We start from the raw sequence: 25,971 nt of genomic DNA on the forward strand, positions 1-25,971 counted from the left end.
GCTACTGGTAGGTGACGAGGTCCGGCACGGGCGAGACCTCGCGCATCGTCTGCTCGGGCGTGAGCATCGGCTTGTCCTCGTCGATGAAGTTCTTCCAGCCCCACGCCATCCCCGCGGGCGCGTCGGCGTGCAGGGCGCGCCACGTCGCCTGCTTGTCGGGCTGGCCGCCCTGGCCGTCCGCGTGGACGAGCATCGCGAGCTCCGGGTGGTCCATGTCGAGGGATGCGCGGTCCTGGATCATGCTGAGCCGGAACTGGTGCAGCACGAGCATCTTCTGCGGGAGGCCCTTCTCGCGCACGACGCCCGCGAGCCAGTCGGTCGTGGCGTCCACCTCCGCGGCGGAGACGCTCCCGATCTGCTTCAGCGGCACCTGGTCCGCGCCGAGCCGCCACTCGGGGTCGAGCGCCAGGCCCACGCCGGGCTGCGCGAGCACCTGCTCGTAGCGCTTCGCCTGCGTGAGGAAGTCGGTGCGGCCGGGCTGCAGGTCGATGACGACGTAGACCCCCGCGTCGCGGGCCGCGTCGATCCACGGCTGCAGCGTCTCGACGGGGACCTCGGAGGAGTAGTCGCCGTCGGGGCCTGCCGCGCCCGCGGCCACCGTGGCGATGAGCTCGAACATGGGGATCACGGGCTCGTCGGAGTACGGCTGGTACTCCGCGGCCTGCGCCTTCGCGCGCGCCACGGCGTCGGCGGGGCCCTGCTCGCCCAGCACGCCGAGCGCGCCCGTGCCGGCGGCGCCGTAGAGCGCGACGTAGCGCTTGCCCGGCAGGACGAGCTGGCCGCCGCCCGGGAGCTGGTCGCCCGCGGCCGCGGTGCGGATCCGACCCTCGAGGGAGGCGTCGTCCGCGTAGACCGCCCCGACGGCGATGGTGCTCGTCGCTGCCGCGTCGTGCAGCGCGGCGATCGCGTCGGCGGAGGCTCGGGGATCCGGGGAGGCCTCGGGCAGGACGGTCACGCCGACGCCGGCCGCGCGTGCCGTCGCGACCGCGGCGAGGGAGGAGGCGGCGTCGGTCGCGAGCGTGTGCGCGCCGGTGAGGGCGGCCGCGGGTGCGGTGGCGGGCAGGGCGTCGTCGCCGGATCCGGTGGGAGGGGCCGCCGAGGACGCGTCGCCGTCGGGAGCGGCGAGCCCGGCCACGCGCGAGACGGCCGCGGAAGGATCCTGGTCCGTGGCGTCCGCGACGTCGGCTCCCGTGAGGCGGGCGACGTCCGAGGCCCGGTCGGCCCGCACGACGGTGGTCGACGCGGGCAGCGCGGAGGTGGCGTCGTCCCCGAGGTCGCCGACGGCGAGCACGCCCGAGGATCCCAGGCGCTCGATCTCGGACTCCGCGCCCTGGCCCTGGACGAGGAGCGGCGCGCCGAGCGCGACCGCGGCCTCCGCGCCGAGCTCCTGCGCGGCGACGTCCCCGGCGGGTGCCAGCACCGTCACGGGCGCCTGGCGGAAGAGGCTCCCGCTCATGGCGACGGACGCGTCCGAGTCGTCGGCCTGGCCCACGACGGTGAGCGACGCGTCGGGCGCGGCGGTCACCGGTCGGAGGATCCCGGGCGCGTCCTGCTGGGCGGTGCAGGCGCCGAGACCGACGACGAGGCCGACGGCGGCGAGGAGGGAGACGGAGGTGCGGATGGACCGGGGGAGGGGGATCGAGGACGGCACCCGACCACGCTACGCGACCCCCGGCGGGGGCGGGCGAACACGGCGGGGGCGTCCACGAGGGCCGGTCGCAGGGGCGGTTCGTCGCGGGACATCCGCGAGGCGTCGACGCCGGGACCCGACGCGAGCCGCCCGGTACCGTGTCCGGGTGACCGCTCTCCTGCCGACGACCCTCCTGCCGACGACCCTCCTGCCGACGACCCTCCTGCCGACGACGATCGCCGGGGTCCGTCCCGCCGCGTCGGGCGAGGATCCGCTCCAGGGCCTCGACGGGCTCGTGGGCGCCGCGGCCCGCGTGATCGAGGCGCTCGGCGAGGCGGGCGTCGGCGCCATGACGTTCGTCGAGACGGTGTTCCCGCCGATCCCGAGCGAGGTGGTGCTGCCGCTCGCCGGCTTCGTCGCCGCCACGGGACGCATGAACCTGGTGCTCGTGATCGTCGCCAGCACGCTCGGGGCTTACCTCGGCGCCCTCCTCCTCTACTGGCTCGGCCGGAAGGCGGGGGAGGAGCGGACGATCCGCGTGCTCGCGAAGCTTCCGCTCGTGGAGCGTCATGACTTCGAGGTGGCCGCGGCCTGGTTCCACCGCCACGGCCGCTCGGCGGTGCTCTTCGGCCGTCTCGTGCCCGGCGTCCGCAGCCTGATCTCCCTGCCTGCCGGTGCCGCCGGCATGCCCATCGGCCAGTTCAGCTTCTACACGATCGCCGGCAGCGGCCTCTGGAACGGTGCCCTCATCGGGCTGGGCGCCGCCCTCGGCAGCCAGTACGAGCTGATCGACGCGTACGCGCACTACCTCGACTACGCGGTGTACGCCGTGCTCGGGATCCTGCTGCTCGCGCTGGTCGGACGCGCCGTGCGCCGCCGCCTCCAGCAGGGCAGGGGCGCGGACGACCGCTGACGCCGTGCCCCGCGCGGGCGATGCGCACCCGCCTCCCACGGGGCTCCCGGGCCCGCCCCCTACGGTGGCCGGAGGCTGATGCGGTCGGCGACACCCGCCGATCCGGCCCCGGCGAGAGGCACCACCATGGGATTCCTGGACAGGCTCCTGGGCCGCGACGAGCAGCCCGACGGACGACGCGACCGATCCTCGAACGGCACCCCGCGCGAGCGCAGCGCCGACGAGATCGCCGTCGAGCGCTACCGCTACCTGCTCCGCACCGCGCCGCCGGAGCGGATCGAGGAGGTGCACCTCGAGGCGTTCCGGAAGCTCACCTCGGAGCAGCGCGAGATCCTCTTCCGGCAGCTCAGCTCGGACGCCGCCGAGGGCGACGCGCCCGTGGACGACCGCCCCGAGTCCCTCGCCCGCTCCGCCACGCGCTCGGAGATGCGCGCGCCCGGCACGCTCGAGCGCACCCTCGGGCCGCGCGGCGGGCTCGCGGGCGGGGCAGGCGCCGGGATGGGCATGGGCGGCATGATCGCCGGATCCATGCTCGGCACCATCGCCGGCGTCGTGGTCGGCTCGGCCATCGCGCAGGCGCTCATCCCGGACGCGGTCGGCCAGGACCAGGCCGGCGCGGACGGTGCCGACGGCGGTGCCGACGCGGGTGCCGGCGACTTCGGCAGCGGCGACTTCGGTGCGGGCGACTTCGGCGGCGGCGCCGACATGGGCGGCGGGGACTTCGGGGGCGGCGACTTCTTCTAGCCCGTTGCCGCGTCGCCGCGGGCCGGGCGCCTAGCGCGCCTCGACGATCCCCTCGCGCACCTTCCGGCGCAGCACCTTGCCGAGGAGCGACGTCGGCAGCTCGTCGAGCACCACGATCCGCCGCGGCACCTTGTAGGCCGCGAGCTCCGCGCGCAGCGTCGTCCGCGCGGCCTGCTCGTCGAGCGTCGCGCCCTCCTCGAGCACCACGGCGGCCACGACCTCCTCGTCGCCGCCGTCGCGCGGGATCCCGACCACGGCCGCGTCCCGCACGCCGTCGAGCTCGCGGACGGCGTCCTCGACCTCGCTCGGCGAGACGTTGAACCCGCCGGTGATGATGAGCTCCTTGATCCGGTCGGCGATGCGGACGAAGCCGTCCTCGTCGATCGTCACCACGTCGCCCGTGCGGAACCAGCCGCCCTCGAGCAGCACGGCGGCTGTCTCGTCGGGCCGGCCGTGGTACCCGCGGAACACCTGGGGTCCGCGCACGAGGAGCTCGCCGGGCTCGCCCGCGGGCCGGTCGACCGTCGGGTCCTCGGGATCCACGACGCGCACCTCCGTGTTCGGCAGCGGCAGCCCGACCGTCCCGGCGCGACGCGTGTCGCCGACCGGGTTCGCCATCAGCACGGGCGAGCACTCCGAGAGGCCGTAGCCCTCGACGAGCCAGCCGCCGGTCTGCTCCTCCCACGGCACGACGACCGACTCGGGCAGCGCCATCGCGCCGGAGATGGAGATCGAGATGCCGGCGAGCGACACGCCCTCCGACTCGGCGGCCTCGCGCAGCCGCTTGTAGATGGGCGGCACCGCGGGCAGGAACGTCGGCGGGTGGCGGCGGATCGCCTGGAGCACGAGGTCGGGCTCGAAGCGGGGGAACAGCACCAGGCGGGATCCCATGCTCATCGCGAAGGTGAGGCAGAGGGTCAGCCCGTACGCGTGGAACATGGGCAGCACGGCGTACACGACGCTCGTGCCGCGGGACACCGTGGGGACCCACGCGCGGGACTGGGCGGCGTTCGCGCTGAGGTTGAGGTGCGTGAGCTCGGCGCCCTTCGGCGCACCCGTCGTGCCGCTCGTGTACTGGATCACCGCGAGGTCGGTCGCCGCCGGGCGCGGGTGGTCGACGGGCATGGGCGCGGCGGCGGAGATCCGCTCCCAGGTGATCGTGCCGGTGACCTTCGCGGCGATCGCGGCGCGGGCCGCGCGGGCCTTCGGGACCGGGAGGCGGAGGAGCAGCCGGGTGCGCGTCGGCATGGCCCGCGTCACGTCGACCGAGACGATGCGCTCCGGCCGCGCGCCGTCGGGCAGCGCCTGGATGGTCGCGACCGACTTGTCCCACGCGATGACGGTGCGCGCGCCGTGGTCCTCGAACTGGTGCTGCAGCTCGCGCGGCGTGTAGAGCGGGTTGTGCTCGACGACCACCGCGCCCAGGCGCAGCACCGCGTAGAACGCGACGACGTGCTGCGGGCAGTTCGGCAGGACGATGGCGACGGGGTCGCCCGCGCGCACGCCCGCGTCGGCGAGCCCCTGGGCGGCGCGCGCGATCTGCTCGCCGAGATCCCGGTAGCTCGTCTCCGCCCCGAGGAAGTCGAGCGCGGTGCCGCCGGGGAAGCGCAGCACGGACTGGTCGACGATGTCGACGAGCGATCCCTGCGGCAGGTCGATCTCGTGAGGGACGTCGGGCGCGTAGCTGGCCAGCCAGGGCCGGTCGGTGGGGGTGGTCACCCCTCCCACCCTAGGCCGCGTGCGTGTCGTCGCCGGTGACGCCGAGGCGACCGTGCGGGGATGCCGGCGGCGCCGCACCCGCGGTCGTCGCGGCGATCAGCCTCGGCCGGCGTGCCGCCCCTCGGCCAGGTACGCGAGCCGGCGCAGCGTCTCCACGTTGCGCGCGTGCAGCAGCAGGTCCATCACGGGCGCCGGGACGAGGCGACCCGGCCCGCGGACGGCCTCCTCGGTCATCCGCACCTCGCAGCCGTCGGGGAGAGTGCGCACCTCGAGGGTCACGCGCGCCTCGCCGATCGGCCAGCCCTTCGGCTGCATGACCATGCGGCGCGGCGGATCCCACGCGAGCATCGTGGTCTCGTCGTCGATGAGGACGGGCCAGGAGCCGAACGAGTGGTGCAGCTGCGCGCCGACCGCGGGCCACGCGTCGTCGACGGCCCGCATCCGGGAGGCGCCGACGACCCACGCGGGGAACAGCCAGCCGTCGGCGACCACCTCGGCGACGTCGGCGGGGGAGCACTTCATGCGGCGGCGGGTGACGGACATGCGTCCAGTCTGGTGCGCGTGTCCAGGCTCGCGTAATCGACCGGCGGGGCTCGACGCCCGCCGGGGCGCCCTGCTACAGCGAGAGATCCGGCCCGCGCTCGATGCCGAATTCGTGCCGCAGCGCGCTCCTAGCGGCCTGGTACCCGGCCATCCCGTGCACGCCGGGCCCGGGCGTCGCCGAGCTCGAGGCCAGGTAGACGCCGCGGGCCGGGGTGCGCCATGGATCCGGCGACAGCACCGGACGCGCCAGCAGCTGCCACACGCTCGCGGCGCCCGCGGCGATGTCGCCGCCGATGTAGTTGGGGTCGTGCTCCTCCATGCCCACGGCATCGATGCTGGAGGAGGCGAGGATCAGGTCGCGGAAGCCCGGCGCGAAGCGCTCGATCTGCCGCGTGATGGCCTCGGTCTGGTCGACGGTGGATCCCGCCGGCACGTGCGTGTAGGCCCACAGCACGTGCTTCCCGGCGGGCGCGCGGCCCGGGTCGTCGATGGAGGGCTGGGCGACGAGCACGTACGGGTCGTCGCTGTGGCGGCCGGCGGCGACATCCCTCTCGGCGCGCTGGATCTCGGCCCGGGTGCCGCCGACGTGCAGCGTGCCCGCCTTCCGGAGCTCGGGGTCGGTCCACGGCACCGGTCCGGAGAGCGCGAAGTCGACCTTGGACGCCGCGTTGCCGTAGCGGAAGCGGCGGAGGGCGCGGAGGTAGCGCGCGGGCAGCCGGTCGCTCGCGATGCGCGAGAGGGCCCGGGCGCTGGTGTCGAGGAGCACGGCGCGGGCGGGGGGTAGCTCGCGCAGGGTCCGGACCTCGGATCCCGTGACGACCTCGCCGCCGTGGGCGCGCAGGTCGGCGACCAGGGCGTCGACGATGGACTGGCTCCCGCCGATCGGCACCGGCCAGCCGCGCGCGTGGGCGTAGGCACCGAGGCTGAGCGCGGCGGCGGCCGTCGAGACGCTCGGCATGGTCTGGATGGCGTGGGCGGCGACCCCCGTGAACATGGCGGGCGCCACGTCGCCGCGGAAGCGCGCGTTCCAGGCGGGCGAGCCCTGCTCGAGCGCGCGGAGGCCGAGGCGGATGGCGGTCGGCGGATGCCGCGGGACCTGGAGCAGCGGGCCGTTCGTGAACTGGGCGACCCGGTCGGCGGATGCGGCGAGCGGTCCCATCAGCTGCCGCCACGCCGGGCCGTCCACCCCGAGCGCGTCGGCCGTGCGGTCGATGTCGCGGTAGGCGATGCCCGAGACGCCGTCGTCGAGCGGGTGCGCGTAGGAGATCTCGGGCACGACGAGGTCGATGCGCCGGTCGAGCTGGAACGCGCGGAAGAAGCCGGAGGCCAGCGCCATCGGGTGCACGGCGGAGCAGATGTCGTGGTGGAAGCCGGGGAGCGTGAGCTCGGCCGTGCGGCTGCCGCCGCCGATCGTGTCGGCCCGTTCGTGCACCTCGACCCGGAGGCCCGCGCGGGCCATCGTCACGGCCGCGGCCAGCCCGTTCGGTCCGGATCCGACCACGATCGCGTCGATGTCACCCATGCGTCGAGGCTATCGGCGACGCAGCGCGGCGGTGCCGGCGATGATGCCCGACAGGAGGGCACCCGCGCCGATCGCGACGGTCTTCGCGCGGTTGCGGATGATCCAGACCTGCGGGCTCATCATGCGCGCGCGGTCGCTGAAGATGCCGCGCGCGCCCTGATCGCCCGCCGTCGGCGTGTAGAGGTTGGTCGTCAGCATGGGCTGCGTCTTGTCCTCGGCCTGCTGGCCGCTGTAGCCCGTCTTCGCGAGGTACCCGTCGAGCCAGTTCGCGACGAAGCGGTTCCCGAGCACCGTCATCACGGTCGGCTCGCCGACCCAGTTGCGGCGCTTCGGCTTCTCGGCGACGGCGGCGATGGCCTGCGCGCCCACCTCGGGCTCGAAGATCGGCGGCACGGGCTGCGGGTGGTGCGGCAGCTGCGACTTGACCCAGTTGAACTGGATCGTGTTGAGCGCGGGCATGTCCACGGTGGAGATCGTGACCTTGCTCTCGTTGTGGATCAGCTCTGTCGTCACCGACTCCGTGAAGCCCTGCACGGCGTGCTTGGCGGCGCAGTACGCGGCCTGGAGCGGGATCCCGCGGTGGGCGAGCGCGGAGCCCACCTGGATCACGTGGCCGCGGTCGCGCGGCACCATGCGGCTGAGCGCGGCGCGCGTGCCGTTGACGAACCCGAAGTAGTTGACGGCCGTGGCGCGCTCGAAGTCGGCCGGATCCGTGGTGAGGAACTCGCCGAACACACCCACCATGGCGTCGTTGACCCACAGGTCGATGGGGCCGAGCTCGTCCTCGACGCGGTCGGCGGCGGCCTCGACGGCCAGGCGGTCGGCGACGTCGGTGGAGATGCCGAGGCCGCGGCGGCCGCGCGCCTCGATGTCGGCGACGGCGCCCGCGAGACCGTCCTCGCCGCGCGCGAGGACGGCGACGTCCCAGCCCCGGTCCGCGAGCTCCCTCACGGTCGCGCGGCCCAGTCCGGCCGATCCTCCGGTGACGACGGCGATGCCTCGAGTCATGTGGCTCCTTCGATGGTTGGTGCACGAAACGTGCTCCTCCACCGTAGGACCGTCGCGTCCGCCGACCCGGCCAGGGGCCCGTCCTGCCAGGCGGCGGTCAGCCTTCGCGCTGCAGCTCCTCGCGCACCTGGCGGCGGAGCACCTTGCCGATGAGCGAGGTGGGCAGCGCGTCCACCTGGATCACGCGACGGGGGACCTTGTAGGCGGTGAGGTGGGCGCGGCAGTACGCGCGGATGGCGGCCTCGTCGAGCGTCGCGCCCGGATCCAGGACGACCGCTGCCGTGACGTCCTCGCCGCCGTCCGCCGAGGGCAGCCCGACGACGGCGACGCCCTGCACGCCCGGCGCGCCGCGCACGACGTCCTCGACTTCGCTGGGGGAGACGTTGAAGCCGCCCGTGATGATGAGCTCCTTCATCCGGTCGACGATGGTCGTGAAGCCCTCGGCGTCGACGCGCACGATGTCGCCCGTCCGGAACCAGCCGCCGTCGAGGAGCGCCGCGCGCGTCTCGTCGGGGCGGCGCCAGTAGCCCTGGAAGACCTGCGGCCCGCGGATGAGCAGCTCGCCCTCCTCGCCGGGGGCGCGGTCGACCATCGGGTCCTCGGGATCCACGACGCGCACCTCGGTGCTCGGGAACGGGACGCCCACGGTGCCGGGCCGCCGCGACGGGCCGATGGGGTTGCCGAGCGCCACGGGCGACGTCTCCGTGAGGCCGTAGCCCTCCACGAGGTAGCCGCCCGTGAGGCCCTCCCACAGCTCGACCGTGGAGACGGGCAGGTTCATGGCGCCGGAGATCGCGAACCGCACGCCCGTGAGGTCGACCCCCTTCTCCTTCGCGGCGCGCGCCAGCCGCTCGTAGATGGGCGGCACGGCGGGCAGGAACGTCGGCGGGTGCTTCCGCGCGGCGGCGAGCACGAGGTCCACGTCGAACTTCGGGAAGAGCACGAGGCGGGCCCCGATCGCCATGGCGAACGTGAGGCAGAGCGTGAGGCCGTAGGCGTGGAACATCGGCAGCACGCCGTAGACGGTCTCGCCGCCGTCCGCGAGGCCGGGCACCCAAGCGCGGCCCTGCATGGCGTTCGCGTGCAGGTTCCTGTGCGTGAGGATCGCGCCCTTGGGGCTCGCCGTCGTGCCGCTCGTGTACTGGAGGATCGCGACGTCGTCGAGCTCGGGCTTGGGGCGGGATGCGGCGATGCGGCGGTGGTCGACCAGCGTCTCCCACGTGACGGTGTCCTTCACGGGCGTGGTGATCGCGGCGCGGGCGCGGCGGGCGGCGGGCACCGGGAGGCGGAGCTTGAGGCGCGTCGCGAGCGGCATCGCGGCGGGCACGTCGACCGAGACGATCGTGTCGACGGGCACGTCGCGCGGCATGTCCTGGATCGTGCCGACGACCGTGTTCCACGCGATGACGACGCGGGCGCCGTGGTCCTCGAACTGGTGGCGGAGCTCGCGGGGCGTGTAGAGCGGGTTGTGCTCGACGACGATCGCGCCGAGCCGCAGAACGGCGTAGAAGGCGACGATGTGCTGCGGGCAGTTCGGCAGCACGAGCGCGACGCGGTCGCCCTTGCGGACGCCGAGGCGGCGGAGGCCCTCGGCGGCGCGGGAGATCTGGTCGCCCATCTCGCGGTACGTCGTCTCGCGCCCGAAGAACTCGAGGGCGACGGCCTTCGCGTGCCGCTGGATGGAGCGCTCGACCATGTCGACCAGGGATCCGATGACCGGCGGGATGTCGGCCGACACCCCGTCCGCGTAGCTGCGTACCCAGGGGCGGTCGGCGTCGATGCTCATGTCCCCACCATAGGGAATGCGCCCGGGCGGAACCCGGGCGCATCGGCGTGCATCGGTCGCGGGCTACGCGGGGTAGACGACCCCGGTCAGCTGCTCGGACGCGTCCCAGAGGCGGCGGGCGAGCTCGGGGTCCTTCGACCACGGGCTCGACGCGGCCAGGTGCGGCATGCCGCTCATCCCGCCTGGGCCCGCGGGACCGTAGTAGTCGCCCGGGTGGACGCCGAGGCCGGTCGCGGCCTGGATCTGCGGGAGCGCGCCCACGCGCACGTCCTGGCCCAGGGCGGCCGGCCCGAACCTCGCGGCCAGGTCGCTCATCACGCCCTGGGGCCCGGATCCCGGGCCGTTCTTGGCGAGGTTCGTCGACGTGACGCCGGGGTGGGCGGCGACGGCCGTGAGGCCCCAGCCGCGCTCCTCGGAGAGCGTCTGCAGCCGCCGCATGAACAGCAGGTTCGCGAGCTTGGCCTGGCCGTAGGCCGCCCAGGCGCTGTACCGGCGCTCGGACTGGAGGTCGCCGAACGCGATGCGGCCCATCCAGTGCGCGAGGCTCGAGACGACGACCACGCGCGGCGCGTCGGCCGCCTGGAGCGCGGGCAGGAGCAGGCCGGTCAGCGCGAAGTGGCCGAGGTGGTTCGTGCCGAGCTGGATCTCGAAGCCGTCCGCGGTCTCGCGCCGGTCCGGCGGGGCCATGACGCCGGCGTTGTCGACGAGGATGTCGATCGGCCCGCGCTCGATCTCGCGGTCGGCGAAGGCGCGCACGGAGGCGAGGTCGGCGAGGTCGAGGGATCCGACCTCGACGTGGACGCCGGGGTGGCGGTCGCGGATGGAGCCGGCCGCGTCCTCGCCGCGCTCGGGGTCGCGGGATGTGAGGACGACGGACGCGCCGGCCGCGGCGAGCCGGCGCGCGGTCTCGAGGCCGAGGCCGCTGTTGCCGCCGGTGACGACGGCGCGCTTCCCGTCGAGCGGGCTGATGATGATGTCGGTGGGACGGGGCACGCGGACTCCTCTTGCGGGTGGGATCCCCACGCTAGCGACGTCGGCCGGGCGTCGCCCGTGCGGGTGGTGCCCGGCCGCGCGCCGAGAGGCCGTCGGGGGCCGCCGATGGGAGGATCGGGGCATGTGGATGAGACGCGGCCGGGACGGATCCGAGGGCGAGCGGGGGAGCGACGGCTCGCACGCGATCGGGGTCGGCGCCGTCGTCGTGATCCTCGACGGCGCGGCCGCCACGGGCGACCCCGCGCTCGACGGCGAGCCCGTCGGCCTCGTGGTCGCCTCCGCCTCCGACGGCCTGCGCAGCGTCAGCCCCGTGCCGACCGCGCGCGGCCGTGCCTGGGTCGTGGAGCTCGGTTCGGACGACGACGGCGCGGCCGGCCGACGGGTCGTGGTGCCGCAGAGCGCGCTGCGCCTGGTGGACGACGCGGACGATACGGTCCCCGCGCTGCCCGCCGACGACCTCCCGCCGCGCGCGTGAGCGGCGCCGTGCCGGGATCCGACCCGGGCGCCGCGGGCCTCGTGGATCCCGCGGACCTCGCCGCCGAGCTGATCCGCATCGACTCGACCAACCCCGACCTCGTGCCGGGGGCGGCGGGCGAGACCGCCGTCGCCGCGCACGTCGCCGCGTGGCTCCGCGCCCGCGGCTTCGACGTCCGCGTCCTCGAGGGGACGCCGGGTCGTCCGACCGTCCTCGCGACCGCGCGCGGCACGGGCGGCGGCCGCACGATCCTCCTGGACGGGCACCTCGACACCGTGCCGCCCGGCGACCCCGAGCGCGGCGGACTGCTCCCGCGGATCGAGGACGGACGCCTCCTCGGCCGCGGCGCCTTCGACATGAAGGCGGGCCTCGCCGCGATGATGGTCGCCGCCGACCGCGCCCGGCGGATCGGGACGCGCGGCGACGTCGTGCTCGCGCTCGTCGCCGACGAGGAGTTCGCCAGCATCGGCACCGAGGAGGCGCTCCGTGCTCTCGCCGCCGACGGCACGCGCATCGACGGTGCCGTGATCTCCGAGCCCAGCCAGTCCGAGGCGATCGTCGCCCACCGCGGCTTCGGCTGGTACGAGATCCGCCTGCGCGGGCGCGCGGCCCATGGATCGATGCCGGAGCAGGGCGTCGACGCGATCGCGCACGCGGGGCTCGTGCTCCGCGAGCTCGACGCGCTGGCCGAGCGCCTCTCCGCGGGACACCGCCACCCACTGCTCGGGACGGGCGCCGTGCGCGTCTCCCGGATCCACGGCGGCTCGGACGCCGCGACGGTCGCCGACTCCTGCGTGCTCACGATCGAGCGCCGCTTCCTCCCCGGCCAGTCGACGGCCGACGTCGAGGCCGAGCTGCGCACGGCGCTCGACTCGGTCGCCGCCCGCGCACCCGGGATGGACGTCGACCTCGAGGTGCTCGTCGCCCGCGCGGCGTTCGAGGCCGACGTCGACGGGCCGCTCGCCCGCGCCGTGCTCGACAGCGGGGCGCGTGTCACCGGATCGCCCGTCCCGCACCGCGGCGAGCCGTTCTGGACCGACGCCGGCCTCGTGCACGAGGCCGGGATCCCGTGCATCCTCCTGGGCGTCACGGGCGGCGGCGCGCACGCCGACGAGGAGTGGGCCGAGGTCGACTCCATCCGGGAGCTGGCCGACGTGCTCGAGGGCGCGATCCTCGACTTCTGCGGCAGCGACGGCGACTAGCCGCCGCCCGGCCTCCTAGTCGCGCGTCGCCGACCGGTGCAGCTCCACGTCGAGCCGTCCCGCGTCGGCCGTCGCCGTCATCCACGTGAAGTCGGGCTGGCGGCGCCGGTCGGTGGGCGAGCCGGGGTTGAGGAGGCGCAGCCCTGAGGGCGTCACGGTGTCCCACGGGATGTGGCTGTGGCCGAAGACGAGCACGTCGGTCTCGGGGAACGCCGCGTCCATCCGCCGCTCACGGCCCGTGGAGGCGCCCGTCTCGTGCGTGACGGCGAAGCGGATCCCCTCGATCACCGCGCGCGCCGTCTCCGGCAGCCGAGCCCGCAGCCCCGCCGGGTCGTTGTTCCCCCAGCACGCGAGCAGCCGCGCGGAGCGCGCCTCGAGCGCGTCGAGGGCGGCCTCGTCGACCCAGTCGCCCGCGTGGATCACGACGTCGGCGGAGTCGACCGCCCGCCAGAGCGCCCGCGGCAGGTCCTTCGCGCGCTTCGGGAGGTGGGTGTCGCTGAGGATCACGAGCGATGCGGTCACCCGCTCCACGCTACGCGGCCCGACCGGCGCGGCATGATGGACGGACACCCACCCATCGCCCCTCGAGGAGGCGCCCATGACCGGCATCACCCGCGGCTTCGTCGGCCGCCCGCGGAAGGGCCCGACCGGCCGCCTCCCGCCCGGCCAGTACGACACCCAGGGCGGCTGGCCCGTCCTCACCGCCGAGGCCGTGCCGAACCTGCCGGAGTCGCGATGGTCGATCGCCGTCGACGGCCTCGTCGAGCGCCCGACCACCTGGAACTGGGACGAGGCGCACGCGCTGCCGCGGTCCGAGTACGCGGGCGACATCCACTGCGTCACCACGTGGACCCGGCTCGACACGCGGTTCGCGGGCGTCAGCGTCGACACCCTGCTCGACGCCGCGGGCCCGCTCCCGGAGGCGCGCTTCGTCCTCGCGACCTCGCACTCCGGCTACACCACCAACCTCCCGCTGGAGGACCTCCGCGGCGGGCGGGCGTGGATCGCGTGGGAGGCCGACGGACGCCCGCTCACGGCAGACCACGGCGGACCCGCGCGGCTCCTCGTGCCGCACCTCTACTTCTGGAAGAGCGCCAAGTGGATCGCCCGCCTCACGCTCCTCGACCGCGACCAGCAGGGCTTCTGGGAGCGCAACGGGTACCACGACCGCGGCGACCCGTGGCGCGAGCAGCGCTACCAGGGCGACCGCTGAGCGCCGCGGCGCCCGGGATCGGGCCTGCGCGCGAGCCCGCCGTCCCCGCGTCCGTCGGCGGCGAGTGGCGGACGGCGACGATCACGGCGCTCGAGCACCCGACGCCTACGACCGTCCTGCTGCGCTTCGACGTGCCCGACCGGATCCCGTACCTGCCCGGCCAGCACTGCGTCGTGCGGCTGCGCGCGGCGGACGGCTACACCGCGCAGCGCTCGTACTCGATCCTGTCCGCCCCGCACGAGGAGGGCGTCGAGCTGCTGATGGAGCGCTACGAGGACGGCGAGGTGAGCGGCTTCTTCGCCGACGTCGCCCGGGTCGGCGACGAGATCGAGATGCGCCTGCCCATCGGCGGCTTCTTCCTCTGGGACGGCGCGACCCCGGCCGTCGCGCTCGGGGGCGGGACCGGCGCGGTCCCGCTCGTGGCGATGGTCCGCCACGCGCGGCACCTCGACGTGCCGCACCTCGTCCGCGTGGCCGTCTCGGCGCGCACCGCGGCCGACGTCCCGTGCCGCGCGGAGCTCGAGGACGCGGGCGCCCTCATCGTCACGACCCGGGAGCGGCGTGGCGCGCGCGGGTTCGGGCGCCTCCGCTCCGACGAGGTCGCGGGGCTCGTCGCCGGCGCGGAGGTGGCCTTCGTGTGCGGATCCACCGCCTTCGCGGGCGGGGCGACGCGCCTGCTGCTCGACGCCGGGGTCGGCCGCGACGCGATCCGCATCGAGCAGTTCGGCCCGTCGGGGGAGTGACGGCGGCGTCCCGCCGGGCCACACTGGGGCGGACGGCGACGGAGCCGCGGGGAGCGGGTGCCGCATGGAGCGATCGGTCGTTCTGCTGCGCGGGATCAACGTCGGGCGGGCCAAGCAGGTGCCCATGGCGGAGCTGACCGCGGCGCTCGACGGCCTCGGCTACCTGCGCGTCCGCACCCACCTGCGGAGCGGGAACGCCGTCGTCGACCACGAGCGGCCGGTCGGCCGGGGCGCCGCGGTGGCGATCGAGGACGCCGTGCGGCTCGCCACGGGCGTGACCGCGGACGTCCACCTCGTGCCCGCCGACGACTTCAGGCGCATCGCGGCCGGCATCCCGTTCGGCCCGGTCGCCGACGACGCGTCCCGCCTCCTCGTCTCGTTCCTCGACCGGCCGCTGGACCCGCTGCCCGCGCCGCCGCCCGCCGCCGACATCGCACCCGACCTGGTCGAGGTCGGCCACGAGGCCGTGTACTCCTGGCACCCCGACGGCGTCTCGGCGTCGCGCGTGCCCCCGGCGTTCTGGCGCGGGCTCGGGGCGTCCGTCACCGCCAGGAACGCCCGCACCGTCGCCGCGCTGGTGGCGCTGCTCGACGCGTGACGCGCGTGCCCGGCACGCGTCCCCCAGTACGGGGGTGATGCTCGGGCACCCGAGGGGATCCGGCCCGCATCGGGGGCGCCGCGGCCTCCTCACGGCGCGGGCAGAGGGATAGGTTCGATCACGTGAGCAGATTCGCGGAGCGCTGGAAGTCCCACATCCTGGAGACGTTCTCCGCGGACTCCGAGGGGCGACCCCAGTGGATCCAGGACCTGGAGGACGGCGAGGACGCCGGCTGGTTCGGGCCCGGCTCCGCGGTCTGGGCCGTGCATGGCGGGATGCCGACGCTCGTCGCGGGGATCCGCGCCCTCCTCATGCAGACGCTGCACCCGGGCGCCATGGCCGGGGTCCACGACTGGTCGCGCTACCGCGAGGATCCGCTCGGCCGGCTCGCCGGCACCGTGCGCTGGGTCATCACCACCTCGTTCGGCGATCGGGACACCGCCGTCGACGTCAGCCGGCGCGTCCGCGGCTACCACCGCAAGGTGCAGGGCACCTACGTCGACGGCCACGGCGTCGAGCGCCCCTACAGCGCGAACGACCCCGACCTGCTCGCCTGGGTGCACATGGTCTTCACCGACGCGTTCCTCAGCACGCACATGCAGTGGGGGCCGCCGATCCCGGGCGGGCCCGACCGGTACGTGGCCGAGTGGGCGAAGGCGGGCGAGCTCATGGGCGTCGAGGCGCCGCCGCGCTCGCACGCCGAGCTGCACGCACAGATCGACGCGTTCCACGACCAGGGCCTCCTCCGCGCCGACGAGCGCACGCGCGAGACGATCTCCTTCCTCCGCGAGCCCCCGCTCCGCGCCTCCATGCTGCCGGCCTACCGCGTGCTGTTCGCGGGCGCCGTCGCCTCCCTCGAGCCGCGGTACCGCGAGCTCCTCGGGCTCGACAAGGCCTCGTTCGGCCCCTTCCCGCTCCCCGCGCTCGCGTCGACCCGGGTGATGCTCGGCGTCGCCGGGCGCGTGATGGGCGAGCAGTCCACCAGCCACGAGGCGGCGCTCAAGCGCATCGCGCGGCTGGAGGGCGGGTCGAACGCCTCGACGCCCGACAGCGCGGCGGAGCCGTGCCCCGGTCGCGGCGACGACGCCGGGCACCGCGCGCAGCCCGCGGCCTGACCCAGCCCGTCCTCGAGCAGGCACCCGTCGCAGCCCGGCTCGCGCGGCCGATGTCGGCGGCCCGGGCTAGCGTGGGGACGACATGAGCAGGCAGGACGGATCGACGAGGCGCACGTCCGACGCGAGCGCGGACGACTCCGAGGCGACCATCCTGCACATCGACATGGACGCGTTCTTCGCCGCCGTCGAGCTGCTCGAGCGGCCGGAGCTCCGCGGCACACCGGTCATCGTCGGCGGGTCGTCGGGTCGCGGAGTGGTCACGAGCGCCACCTACGAGGCCAGGCGCTTCGGCGTCCGCTCGGCCATGCCGATGGCGCAGGCGCTCCGCCTCTGCCCGCAGGCCACGGTCATCGGCGGCCACATGGAGAAGTACGCGCACTGGTCACGCGTGGTCATGGGCATCTTCCGCGACGTCACGCCGCTCGTCGAGCCGCTGAGCATCGACGAGGCGTTCCTCGACGTGGCGGGCGCGCGCGGCCTCTTCGGCTCGCCGGCCGAGATCGGCGCGATGATCCGCCGCCGCGTCCATTCCGAGACCGGCCTCACCTGCTCGGTCGGCGCGGCCTCCACGAAGTTCGTCGCCAAGCTCGCGAGCACGCGCTGCAAGCCCGACGGCCTGCTCGTCATCCCCGCCGCCGAGACCCTGCCGTTCCTGCACGCGCTGCCGGTCGGCGCGCTCTGGGGCGTGGGGAAGACGACCGAGGAGGCCCTCCTCCGGCGCGGGCTCCGCACGGTCGCCGACATCGCCGACACCCCGCTTCCCGCCCTGCAGTCGATGCTCGGCGAGTCGGCGGGCGCCCGGCTGCACGACCTCTCCTGGGGACGGGATCCTCGGCGCGTCAGCACGCACCGCGAGGAGAAGAGCATGGGGCACGAGAACACGTTCCACGACGACGTGACGGATCCCGAGATCGTCCGCCGCGAGCTCCTCGGCCAGGCCACGCGCGTGGCCGAGCGGCTGCGGCGCGCGGGGCTCACTGCGCGCACCGTCTCGCTCAAGCTCCGCTACTCCGACTTCCGCACCATCACGCGATCCCGCACCCTGTCGGAGCCCACCGACGTCGCGCGCCGCATCTACGACGAGATCCGCGACGTCTACGAGCAGGTCGCCCGACCCGGTGACCGGATCCGTCTGGTGGGCGTGCGCGCCGAGCAGCTCGACGACGCCGACAACCGCGCCGTCGCGCTCTGGGACGCGGACGAGGGCTGGCGCGAGGCCGAGCGCACGGTCGACCAGGCGGCCGCGCGGTTCGGCCGCGGCGCCATCGGCCCGGCGTCGCTCCTGCGGAAGCCCGGGGCGAAGGGGGCCACCGTGTCGGATCCGCGCACGGAGGCGGCCGCGCGCGGTACCCTCCCCGGACACCCGCCCGACTGACGAGGACCACCATGACCGATCCCGCCGCGCCCGCATCCGACGACCACAGCCCCGCGGCGGAGGGAGCGGCGCCGACGCCGCCGGCCGCCACGCCGCCGGCTGCGACCACTCCGCCCGCCTACTCGCCGGCCCCGGCCCCTCCGGCCCTGACCCCTCCGGCCCCGATCCCGCCTGCCGCCGCCCATCCGGCCGCCGCCCCCTACGGCCTCGCGCCGGCGCCGGTCCCGCCCTCCCCGGCGGCGGTCGCCTGGGGCCAGCCGGTCTACGCGGCCGCGCCGCCCAAGGGCCTCAGCCTCACGTCGATGATCCTGGGTCTCGTCTCGGTCTTCTTCTTCTGGACGTTCCTCTGCCCGCTCATCGGGCTCGTGTTCGGCATCATCGGCATCAGGAAGGAGCCGGCCGGCCGGGGCTTCGCCATCACGGGCCTCATCCTCAACGGCCTGCTCCTGCTCATCCCCGTCGCGTTCGTGCTCTCGATCGTCGTCGCGGGCGGCACGCTCTTCGGCATCGCGGCCACCACCCCGCGCTGACCCGCGCAGGCGCCGCCTCGGACCCGGTCGCGTGGCGGCGCCGGACGCCTAGGGCCGGCCCATGCCGCGGTAGCGCCACCCGGCGGCGCGCCACGCGACGGGATCCAGGCAGTTGCGGCCGTCGACGATGACGGGCGTCGTCACGATGGCCTTGAGCTCCGCGGGGTCGATGGCCCGGTACTGCTTCCACTCGGTGAGCACCATGACGGCGTCCGCGTCGCGCGCCGCCTCCTGCCACGTGTCGACGTAGGTGAGCTCCGGGAAGCGACGGCGCGAGTTCTCGTTGGCGTACGGATCCGTCGCGAGCACGCGCGCGCCCTGCAGCTGCAGCTGCGCGGAGATGCTGAGCGCAGGGGAGTCGCGTACGTCGTCCGACTCGGGCTTGAAGGCGAGGCCCAGCACGGCGATGTTGCGGCCGAGCAGGGATCCGCCGCACACCTCGCGCGCCACGTCGACGGCGCGCACGCGTCGGCGCATGTTGATGGAGTCGACCTCGCGCAGGAACGTGAGCGCCTGGTCGGCGCCGAGCTCGCCCGCGCGCGCCATGAAGGCGCGGATGTCCTTGGGCAGGCAGCCGCCGCCGAAGCCGATGCCGGCGTTGAGGAAGCGGCGACCGATGCGGTCGTCGTACCCGATGGCGTCCGCCAGCTGCGTGACGTCGGCGCCCGTGGCCTCGCACACCTCCGCCATCGCGTTGATGAAGGAGATCTTGGTGGCGAGGAACGCGTTGGCGGAGACCTTCACGAGCTCGGCAGTCTCGTAGTCGGTCGTGACCCGTGCCGTGCCGGTCGAGAGCGCTGCGGCGTAGACCTCGTCGAGCGCGGTGCGCGCGGCCTCGCCGGCGTCGCCCGAGGGCAGGCCGTAGACGAAGCGGTCGGGCGTGAGCGTGTCCTCGACCGCGAAGCCCTCGCGCAGGAACTCCGGGTTCCACATGAGGATCGCGCCGGGGACGCCTGCCTCGATGCGCTCCGCGAGCCGCCGCGCGGTGCCCACGGGCACGGTGGACTTGCCCGCCACGACGTCGCCCGGCGCGAGGTGGGGGATGAGCGCGTCCACCGCGGCGTCGACGTAGGTCAGGTCGGCCGCGTTCTCGCCGCGCTTCTGCGGCGTGCCGACGGCGATGAAGTGCACGCGGGATCCGGCGGCCTCGGCCGTGTCGGTGGTGAAGCGGAGGCGGCCGGTCGCCAGCTGCTCGGTGAGGAGGTCCGGCAGGCCCGGCTCGAAGAACGGGGCGACGCCGGTCTGCAGCGACGCGATCTTAGCGGCGTCCACGTCGATGGCGACCACGTCGTGCCCGAGGCGGCTCATGCACGCGGCGTGGACGGTGCCGAGGTAGCCGCAGCCGATGACGGAGATGCGCACGGGGGAGTTCCTTCGCGTCGAGGGGAGGGCCGCCGGGCCGCGGCGTCGGCACCGTATCACGGTGATGTGACGCGCCAGGGGCGGGGCCCGACGTGCGCTCGTGCGCCGCGTCGGTCCCCGCCCCTGGCGCGGTGGATCAGGCCAGCAGCGCCTCCGCCGAGTCCGCGACCGGACCGAGGATCGCGGCGGATCGCGCGGGCAGGACGACCTCGTCGTCGCCGAGCGCGACGCCCGGTGCCGTCGCGAGCAGCAGCGCGGGGCGCTCGCCCACGACGGGCACGCGCCGCTCCTCGTCGGACAGGTTGACGACGATGGACAGCTCGCCGCGGTCCATCACGAGCAGGCGCGCCTCCTCGTGCACCTCGACCTCGACCTCGGCGAACCGGGGGTCGGTGAGGTCGGGGTGGGCGCGGCGCAGGCGGATCAGCTCGGAGTAGAGCGCGAAGAGGCGGGCGTGCTGCGAGTCGGCTGCCGCGGCGCCGTAGAGCTCCGACCAGTCGAGCTTGGAGTCCTGGAACGTGGAGAGGTCCTGCGGGTTCGGCACGACCGACTCGTCCCAGCCCATCTTCGCGAACTCCGCGATGCGCCCCTTCGCGGTCGCCTCGCCGAGGTCGTGCTCGGGGTGCGACGTGAAGAACTGCCACGGCGTGATCGCGCCCCACTCCTCGCCCATGAAGAGCATGGGCGTGAAAGGCGACGTCAGCGTGAGCACCGCGGCCAGCGCGAGCCCGCCCTCGTCGAGCGTCGCCGTGAGGCGGTCTCCCGTCGCGCGGTTGCCGATCTGGTCGTGGTTCTGGTTCGCGACCACGAGGCGGTGCGCCGGGATCCGCTCGGTGTCGAGCGGCCGCCCGTGCACCCGTCCGCGGAACGACGACCACGTGCCGTCGTGGAAGAAGCCGCGCGTGATGACCTTGGCGAGCGCCCCGAGCGATGCGAAGTCCTCGTAGTAGCCGGTGGTCTCGCCCGTGAGCGCGACGTGGACGGCATGGTGGAAGTCGTCGCTCCACTGCGCGTCGAGCCCGTAGCCGTGCGCCTCCCGCGAGGTGATGAGCTTCGGGTCGTTGAGGTCGGACTCCGCGATGAGCGTGAGCGGGCGCCCGACGTGCGCGGACAGCACGTCCACCTGCACCGCGAGCTCCTCGAGGAGGTGCGTCGCCGTGTCGTCCACGAGCGCGTGCACCGCGTCCAGGCGCAGCGCGTCGACGTGGTAGTCGCCGAGCCACATGAGCGCGTTGTCGATGATGTACTCGCGGACGGGGCCGGAGTCCTCGCCGTCGAGGTTGAGGCTGGATCCCCACGTGTTCGCCGACGCCTCGTGGAGGTACGGGCCGTAGACGGGCAGGTAGTTGCCGGACGGGCCGAGGTGGTTGTAGACGACGTCCTGCACGACGCCCAGGCCGCGCGCGTGGCATGCGTCGACGAAGCGCTGGTAGGCCTCGGGTCCGCCGTACGTCTCCTGCACCGTGTACCAGAGGACCCCGTCGTAGCCCCAATTGTGCGTGCCGTTGAAGCCGTTGACCGGCAGCACCTCCACGAGGTCGACGCCCAGCGCGACCAGGTGGTCGAGCCGGTCAATGGCGGAGTCGAGCGTGCCGTCGGGCGTGAAGGTGCCGACGTGCATCTCGTAGATGACGGCGCCGGCGAGCTGGCGCCCGGTCCACGCCTGGTCGGTCCACGCGAACGACGACGGGTCGTACGTCCGCGAGCGGCCGTGGACGCCCTCGGGCTGGCGACGCGAGCGCGGATCCGGCAGCGGCGTGTCCGCGTCGTCCACGAGGTAGCCGTAGTCGAGGTCGCCGGAGGGCAGGGCCTCTGCGCGGTCGGCGTCGAGGGTCCACCAGCCGTCGCCGACGGGCGAGAGCGGCAGGCGCTCGTCGCCCACGGAGAGGGCGAGGGTGCGGGCCTTCGGGGCCCAGATGTCGAAGCGGTCGTCGGTCATGCTCGGCTCCCGGGGGTGAGGTCGGCTGCGGTGGATGCGGGCGCGAGGATCGCGACCGGGTAGTCGGCGAGGAGCGCGGCGACGGACACGCGCCCGCCGTCGAGGCGCCGGCCGCTGACGTGGTCGACGAGCTCGCCCTCGGGCAGCGTGAGGGACGTGGATCCCCATCCGCCGCCGGTCTCGAGGCCGACCGGCAGGCGGGTCGCGACGGTGATCGCGCCGCCCCGGTCGAAGGCGATCACGTGGGCGGCGGCGTCGCCGGTGGCGCGCACGGGCTCGTAGCCGGTGAACAGCTCCGGGTGCTCGCGGCGGAGGCGGAGCGCGCGTGCCGTGACGAGGAGCTTGGCGGCCCCCGTCTCGTCGATCGCGGGCTCCGCGCCCTTGAGCACGGCGTCGAGGGCGGCGCGGCGCATGCCGAAGTCGACCTCGCGGCGGTTGTCGGGATCCACGAGGCTCGTCTCCCACAGCTCGCTGCCCTGGTAGACGTCGGGCATTCCCGGGGCCGTGAGCTGGATGGCCTTGGCCGCGAGCGAGTTCGACCAGCCCGGGCCGGAGAGCCGGTCGTAGAGCCCGGCGACGATCGTGCGGGCGCGCGGGTCGTCGAAGGCCGCGTCGACGAGCGCGTGCATGCGCTCCTCGAAGGCCTCGTCTGGCGCGGTCCACGTGGTCGAGTCGCCGGCCTCGCGCGACGCCTTCTCGGCGTACGCGTGCAGGCGCTCGCGCGACGCGGGCCAGGTGCCGACGAGCGTCTGCCAGAGCAGGTTCTCGAACGGGCCATCGCCGGTCGGGGCCACCTCGCGGAGCTGGCCGAGCGCGTCGCGCCACGCCTCGGGCGTCTCGGAGAGCACGTCGATGCGGGCGCGCACGTCCTCGCCGCGCTTGGTGTCGTGCGTGGAGAGCGTGGTCATCGCGTGCGGCGCGATGCGCTGGCGCTCCTGCTGGCGCGCGTGGAAGTCGTCGACGTCGATCGCGAAGATCGACGGGTCGGCGCCGACCTCGTTGAGCGAGACCAGGCGCGAGTACCGGTAGAACGCGGTGTCCTCGACGCCCTTCGCCATGACCATGCCGCTCGTCTGCTGGAAGCGCTGGGCCACGAGCGTGGACGGATCCGCGAGCTGCGGCAAGAGCGCGTCGATGGTGGCGACGAGGTCGGGGCGGCTCGCGCGCGCGGCCTCTGCGGCCTCCTCGAGGTGGTGGAGCCCGCCCGGCAGGTAGCTGCGGTAGACGGGGAAGGTCGCGAGCAGCTCCGCGAGCGCGTCGGCGGCGTCGGCGGGCGCATCCTCCACGAGGCGCTCGAGCCGGAGCACCTCGCTGCGGAGGATCCCGTCGGCGATCCCGCGCTTCGTGCCGCGGATCATGTCGGCCCAGCTGGTGAGCTCGCCCTGCGGCAGGCCGCGCAGCGACGCCTCGAGGTGGTCGAGCTCGACCTGGCCGTCGGGGTCGACGAGCACGCGGTCGATCTCGGCGAGGGCGTCGTACCCGGTGGTGCCGGCGGTCGCCCAGTCGGTGGGCAGCGTCTCGCCGGGCTCGAGGATCTTCTCCACGAGCACGTACGCGCCGCCCGTGATCCGCGCGAGGTCGTCGAGGTACCCCTTCGGGTCGAGGAGACCGTCTGGGTGGTCGACCCGGAGGCCGTCGGCGAGGCCCTCGCGGAACCAGCGCGAGATCTCCGCGTGCGACTCCTCGAAGACCCGGGGCAGCTCGACGCGGATGCCCGCGAGCGTGTTGACCGCGAAGAAGCGGCGGTAGTTGAGCTCGGCGTCGGCGCGACGCCAGTTGATCAGCTCGTAGGACTGGCGCTCATGCACAGTGCGCGCGTTCGCGTCGTCCTCGGCCGTGCCGGGCGCCACGGGGAAGCGCTGGTCGTAGTAGCGGAGCTCGACGGTGCCGTCGTCGCCGCGCACGAGCTCCAGCTCGTCGAGCTCGGTCTCGCCGTCGCCGAGCACGGGGATCCGCACCTTGCCCCGCCCGAAGTCCCAGTCCACGTCGAACGCGTCGGCGTAGCGGCTCGCGGTGCCGTGCGTGAGGAGGTCCCACCACCAGAGGCTCTCCACCGGGGTCGCGACGCCCACGTGGTTCGGGACGATGTCCACCAGCACGCCGAGGCCCAGCTCGTGCGCGCGATCCGCGACCTGCTTCAGCCCCGCCGCGCCGCCGCGGGACGGGTCCACCTGCGAGTGGTCGACCACGTCGTAGCCGTGGTCGGATCCCGGCTCGGCCGCGAGGATCGGGCTGAGGTACACCCAGTCCGCGCCGAGGTCCTTCACGTACGGCAGCTGCTCGGCCACGGCGGCGAGGTCGAACGACTCCCGCACCTGGAACCGGTAGGTGGAGATGGGGGTTCTCAACTGATGTCGCTCCTTGGGTCTGCGGCCGGCCGGTCGGCCTGCGCGTGGGTGAGTACGGCGAGGCTCGCCGCGACCGAGTGGTCGGGCTCCACCTCGGGCTCGGTGTAGGCGCGCAGCACCACGAGCGCCTTGGCCGCCACGTCCACGACGCTACTCGCGCGGAGGGCCGTCGAGTCGGCTCCGACGCCCGCGGTGTCGATCACGGTCTCCCACGCGTCCGCGTACTCGTCCGACGGGAGCGTGAAGGACACGGGCTCGTCGTGCGCGTTGAAGTAGAGGAGGAAGTGCGTGTCGTAGATGTCCTCGCCGCGGCGGTCGCGTCCGCGGATCCCGTTGCCGTTGAGGAACATGCCGATCGCGCGGAGGCCCGACTCCCAGTCGTCGTCCACCATCGGCGTCGCGTCCGCGTCCAGCCACACGATGTCGGGCAGCGGCTCGCCCTCGCCGCGGCGCACGGGCCGTCCGTCGAAGAAGCGCCCGCGACGGAACGTCGGGTGCTCCTTGCGGAGTCGCACGACGGACGCGGTGAACTCGACGAGCGGCTGGTCGGCCTGGTCCCAGTGCACCCAGCTGATCTCGTTGTCCTGCGCGTACGTGTTGTTGTTGCCCTGCTGCGTGCGGCCGAGCTCGTCGCCGTGCAGGATCATCGGCACGCCCTGCGACAGGATCATGGTCGCGAGCATGTTCCGCTGCTGGCGCCCCCGCAGGGTGGCGATGGTCGGGTCGTCGGTCGGCCCCTCCACGCCCATGTTCCAGGAGCGGTTGTGGCTCTCGCCGTCATTGTTGTCCTCGCCGTTGGCCTCGTTGTGCTTCTCGTTGTAGGAGACGAGGTCGGCGATCGTGAAGCCGTCGTGCGCGGTGATGAAGTTGATCGACGCCACCGGCCGGCGCCCCGAGTGCTCGTAGAGGTCGGCGGATCCCGTGATGCGCGCCGCGAACTCGCCGAGCGAGGAGGCCTCGCCGCGCCAGAAGTCGCGGACGGTGTCGCGGTACTTGCCGTTCCACTCGGTCCACTGCGGCGGGAAGTTGCCCACCTGGTAGCCGCCGGGGCCCACGTCCCAGGGCTCGGCGATGAGCTTGACCTGCGACACCACCGGATCCTGCTGCACGAGCTCGAAGAAGGTGGCGAGCTTGTCGACGTCGTAGAACTCGCGCGCGAGCGCCGAGGCCAGGTCGAAGCGGAACCCGTCGACGTGCATCTCGGTGACCCAGTAGCGCAGCGAGTCCATGATCAGCTGCAGCGCGTGCGGGTGGCGCACGTTGAGCGAGTTCCCCGTGCCCGTGTAGTCCATGTAGTAGGTGGGGTCGTCCTCCATGAGTCGGTAGTAGGCCTGGTTGTCGATGCCCTTGAAGGAGAGCGTCGGCCCGAGGTGGTTGCCCTCCGCCGTGTGGTTGTAGACCACGTCGAGGATGACCTCGATGCCGGCGGCGTGGAGCGCGCGCACCATGGACTTGAACTCCTGCACCTGCTGGCCGAGCTCGCCAGTGGACGAGTAGGCGTTGTGCGGCGCGAAGAAGCCGATCGTGTTGTAGCCCCAGTAGTTGCGGAGGCCCTTCTCCAGGAGCGTGTTGTCCTGCACGAACTGGTGCACGGGCATGAGCTCGATGGCGGTGATGCCGAGCTTCTGCAGGTGGTCGATGACGGCGGGGTGCGCGATGCCCGCGTACGTGCCGCGCAGCTCCTCGGGTATCCGGGGGTTCAGCTGCGTGAGCCCCTTCACGTGCGCCTCGTACACGACGGTCTCGCTGTACGGGGTGCGGGGGAGGCGGTCGCCGTCCCAGTCGAAGAACGGGTTGACCACGACGCCGAGCATCATGTGCGGTCCCGAGTCCTCGTCGTTGCGGCTCGACGGGTCGCCGAACTCGTACGCGAACAGCGACGGGTCCCAGTCGAACTCGCCGCACGTGGCCTTGGCGTAGGGATCCAGCAGCAGCTTCGCGGGGTTCGACCGGTGCCCGTTCTCCGGCTCGTAGGGACCGGTGACCCGGTAGCCGTAGCGCTGACCCGGCTGCACGTGCGGGAGGTAGCAGTGCCAGACGTGCGCGTCGACCTCCGTCACGTCCACGCGGGTCTCGGTGCCGTCCTCCTCGATGAGGCACAGCTGCACGCGCTCGGCGATCTCGCTGAAGAGCGCGAAGTTCGTGCCGCTCCCGTCGAAGGTCGCGCCGAGCGGGTAGGGGTTTCCGGGCCAGGTGTGCAAGTGGTCCTCCAG

Annotated in this window: 22 protein-coding genes; 10 read left to right on the forward strand and 12 right to left on the reverse strand. The window is 74.0% G+C overall.

Annotated elements, in window-relative coordinates; translation table 11 throughout:
* Nucleotide 1 precedes the first annotated feature (1 nt).
* Complete coding sequence (locus tag NL142_RS07450) at nt 2–1,651, reverse strand: hypothetical protein (RefSeq protein WP_435081522.1); 1,650 nt, start codon at nt 1,649–1,651, stop codon at nt 2–4.
* Between the two features lie 202 nt (nt 1,652–1,853).
* Here NL142_RS07450 and NL142_RS07455 point away from each other — a divergent pair, with 202 nt between their 5' ends.
* Together NL142_RS07455 and NL142_RS07460 are read left to right on the forward strand one after the other, a co-directional pair.
* Nucleotides 1,854–2,543: a DedA family protein gene (locus NL142_RS07455; protein ID WP_435081584.1), complete on the forward strand. Its 690-nt coding sequence runs from the start codon at nt 1,854–1,856 to the stop codon at nt 2,541–2,543.
* A gap of 126 nt (nt 2,544–2,669) precedes the next feature.
* Nucleotides 2,670–3,287, forward strand: coding sequence for a hypothetical protein (locus tag NL142_RS07460; RefSeq protein WP_435081523.1), 618 nt, complete (start codon nt 2,670–2,672; stop codon nt 3,285–3,287).
* 30 nt (nt 3,288–3,317) lie between these two features.
* Here NL142_RS07460 and NL142_RS07465 read toward each other — a convergent pair whose 3' ends face one another.
* The 6 genes from NL142_RS07465 to NL142_RS07490 form a co-directional block, all read right to left on the reverse strand.
* Complete coding sequence (locus NL142_RS07465) at nt 3,318–5,006, reverse strand: long-chain-fatty-acid--CoA ligase (RefSeq protein WP_435081524.1); 1,689 nt, start codon at nt 5,004–5,006, stop codon at nt 3,318–3,320.
* Nucleotides 5,007–5,102: 96 nt separating this feature from the next.
* Nucleotides 5,103–5,549 (reverse strand): SRPBCC family protein, encoded by a 447-nt coding sequence (locus NL142_RS07470; protein WP_435081525.1) that lies wholly within the window; start codon nt 5,547–5,549, stop codon nt 5,103–5,105.
* 73 nt (nt 5,550–5,622) lie between these two features.
* On the reverse strand, nt 5,623–7,071 hold the full coding sequence (locus NL142_RS07475; protein WP_435081526.1) for a phytoene desaturase family protein: 1,449 nt from the start codon (nt 7,069–7,071) through the stop codon (nt 5,623–5,625).
* A gap of 9 nt (nt 7,072–7,080) precedes the next feature.
* Nucleotides 7,081–8,079: an SDR family oxidoreductase gene (locus NL142_RS07480; RefSeq protein WP_435081527.1), complete on the reverse strand. Its 999-nt coding sequence runs from the start codon at nt 8,077–8,079 to the stop codon at nt 7,081–7,083.
* Between the two features lie 97 nt (nt 8,080–8,176).
* Nucleotides 8,177–9,865, reverse strand: a complete 1,689-nt coding sequence (locus tag NL142_RS07485; RefSeq protein ID WP_435081528.1) for a long-chain-fatty-acid--CoA ligase — start codon at nt 9,863–9,865, stop codon at nt 8,177–8,179.
* A gap of 63 nt (nt 9,866–9,928) precedes the next feature.
* Entirely contained in the window at nt 9,929–10,858 is a 930-nt protein-coding gene (locus NL142_RS07490; protein ID WP_435081529.1) for an oxidoreductase, read from the reverse strand.
* Nucleotides 10,859–10,979: 121 nt separating this feature from the next.
* Here NL142_RS07490 and NL142_RS07495 point away from each other — a divergent pair, with 121 nt between their 5' ends.
* Both NL142_RS07495 and NL142_RS07500 read left to right on the forward strand, forming a co-directional pair.
* The gene (locus NL142_RS07495; RefSeq protein WP_194682716.1) at nt 10,980–11,333 is read left to right on the forward strand and encodes a hypothetical protein; all 354 of its coding nucleotides are present in this window, start codon (nt 10,980–10,982) and stop codon (nt 11,331–11,333) included.
* Complete coding sequence (locus tag NL142_RS07500; protein WP_308726666.1) at nt 11,330–12,535, forward strand: M20/M25/M40 family metallo-hydrolase; 1,206 nt, start codon at nt 11,330–11,332, stop codon at nt 12,533–12,535. The genes NL142_RS07495 and NL142_RS07500 overlap by 4 nt, the downstream gene beginning before the upstream one ends.
* 15 nt (nt 12,536–12,550) lie before the next feature.
* Here the strand turns inward: NL142_RS07500 and NL142_RS07505 are convergent, their stop codons facing one another.
* Nucleotides 12,551–13,057, reverse strand: coding sequence for a metallophosphoesterase family protein (locus NL142_RS07505; protein WP_194682715.1), 507 nt, complete (start codon nt 13,055–13,057; stop codon nt 12,551–12,553).
* Between the two features lie 76 nt (nt 13,058–13,133).
* Here NL142_RS07505 and NL142_RS07510 point away from each other — a divergent pair, with 76 nt between their 5' ends.
* From NL142_RS07510 to NL142_RS07535, 6 genes are all read left to right on the forward strand, one after another.
* A complete protein-coding gene (locus tag NL142_RS07510; protein ID WP_435081530.1) occupies nt 13,134–13,748 on the forward strand; it encodes a sulfite oxidase-like oxidoreductase in 615 nt (204 codons plus the stop codon).
* Entirely contained in the window at nt 13,715–14,491 is a 777-nt protein-coding gene (locus NL142_RS07515) for an FAD-binding oxidoreductase (protein WP_435081531.1), read from the forward strand. Before NL142_RS07510 ends, NL142_RS07515 begins: the two co-directional genes overlap by 34 nt.
* 64 nt (nt 14,492–14,555) lie before the next feature.
* Complete coding sequence (locus NL142_RS07520; RefSeq protein WP_435081532.1) at nt 14,556–15,089, forward strand: DUF1697 domain-containing protein; 534 nt, start codon at nt 14,556–14,558, stop codon at nt 15,087–15,089.
* A 122-nt stretch (nt 15,090–15,211) separates the two neighbouring features.
* Nucleotides 15,212–16,204: an oxygenase MpaB family protein gene (locus NL142_RS07525; RefSeq protein ID WP_435081533.1), complete on the forward strand. Its 993-nt coding sequence runs from the start codon at nt 15,212–15,214 to the stop codon at nt 16,202–16,204.
* An 82-nt stretch (nt 16,205–16,286) separates the two neighbouring features.
* On the forward strand, nt 16,287–17,579 hold the full coding sequence (locus NL142_RS07530; protein ID WP_435081534.1) for a DNA polymerase IV: 1,293 nt from the start codon (nt 16,287–16,289) through the stop codon (nt 17,577–17,579).
* 11 nt (nt 17,580–17,590) lie between these two features.
* Nucleotides 17,591–18,109 (forward strand): hypothetical protein, encoded by a 519-nt coding sequence (locus NL142_RS07535; protein ID WP_435081535.1) that lies wholly within the window; start codon nt 17,591–17,593, stop codon nt 18,107–18,109.
* A gap of 48 nt (nt 18,110–18,157) precedes the next feature.
* Here the strand turns inward: NL142_RS07535 and NL142_RS07540 are convergent, their stop codons facing one another.
* The 4 genes from NL142_RS07540 to glgX all read right to left on the reverse strand — a co-directional run bounded on the left by NL142_RS07540 (nt 18,158) and on the right by glgX (nt 25,959).
* Complete coding sequence (locus NL142_RS07540) at nt 18,158–19,471, reverse strand: UDP-glucose dehydrogenase family protein (protein ID WP_194682710.1); 1,314 nt, start codon at nt 19,469–19,471, stop codon at nt 18,158–18,160.
* 136 nt (nt 19,472–19,607) lie between these two features.
* Entirely contained in the window at nt 19,608–21,410 is a 1,803-nt protein-coding gene (gene treZ / locus NL142_RS07545; protein ID WP_435081536.1) for a malto-oligosyltrehalose trehalohydrolase, read from the reverse strand.
* Nucleotides 21,407–23,758 carry a malto-oligosyltrehalose synthase gene (gene treY, locus NL142_RS07550; RefSeq protein ID WP_435081537.1) on the reverse strand — a complete coding sequence of 784 codons (2,352 nt, stop codon included), beginning with the start codon at nt 23,756–23,758 and terminating at the stop codon, nt 21,407–21,409. Before treY ends, treZ begins: the two co-directional genes overlap by 4 nt.
* Nucleotides 23,755–25,959, reverse strand: a complete 2,205-nt coding sequence (gene glgX / locus NL142_RS07555; RefSeq protein WP_194682707.1) for a glycogen debranching protein GlgX — start codon at nt 25,957–25,959, stop codon at nt 23,755–23,757. The genes treY and glgX overlap by 4 nt, the downstream gene beginning before the upstream one ends.
* Between the last annotated feature and the right edge of the window lie 12 nt (nt 25,960–25,971).

Source organism: Clavibacter quasicaliforniensis (assembly GCF_051201715.1).
Classification (GTDB): Bacteria; Actinomycetota; Actinomycetes; order Actinomycetales; family Microbacteriaceae; genus Clavibacter; species Clavibacter seminis.

Coding starts and splice junctions, on each gene's coding strand:
- NL142_RS07495 (WP_194682716.1), top strand. CDS start 10,980: ATGTGGATGAGACGCGGCCGGGACGGATCCGAGGGCGAGCGGGGGAGC.
- NL142_RS07535 (WP_435081535.1), top strand. CDS start 17,591: ATGACCGATCCCGCCGCGCCCGCATCCGACGACCACAGCCCCGCGGCG.
- treZ (WP_435081536.1), bottom strand. CDS start 21,410: ATGACCGACGACCGCTTCGACATCTGGGCCCCGAAGGCCCGCACCCTC.
- NL142_RS07485 (WP_435081528.1), bottom strand. CDS start 9,865: ATGAGCATCGACGCCGACCGCCCCTGGGTACGCAGCTACGCGGACGGG.
- NL142_RS07460 (WP_435081523.1), top strand. CDS start 2,670: ATGGGATTCCTGGACAGGCTCCTGGGCCGCGACGAGCAGCCCGACGGA.
- NL142_RS07530 (WP_435081534.1), top strand. CDS start 16,287: ATGAGCAGGCAGGACGGATCGACGAGGCGCACGTCCGACGCGAGCGCG.
- NL142_RS07470 (WP_435081525.1), bottom strand. CDS start 5,549: ATGTCCGTCACCCGCCGCCGCATGAAGTGCTCCCCCGCCGACGTCGCC.
- NL142_RS07480 (WP_435081527.1), bottom strand. CDS start 8,079: ATGACTCGAGGCATCGCCGTCGTCACCGGAGGATCGGCCGGACTGGGC.
- NL142_RS07475 (WP_435081526.1), bottom strand. CDS start 7,071: ATGGGTGACATCGACGCGATCGTGGTCGGATCCGGACCGAACGGGCTG.
- NL142_RS07510 (WP_435081530.1), top strand. CDS start 13,134: ATGACCGGCATCACCCGCGGCTTCGTCGGCCGCCCGCGGAAGGGCCCG.
- NL142_RS07520 (WP_435081532.1), top strand. CDS start 14,556: ATGGAGCGATCGGTCGTTCTGCTGCGCGGGATCAACGTCGGGCGGGCC.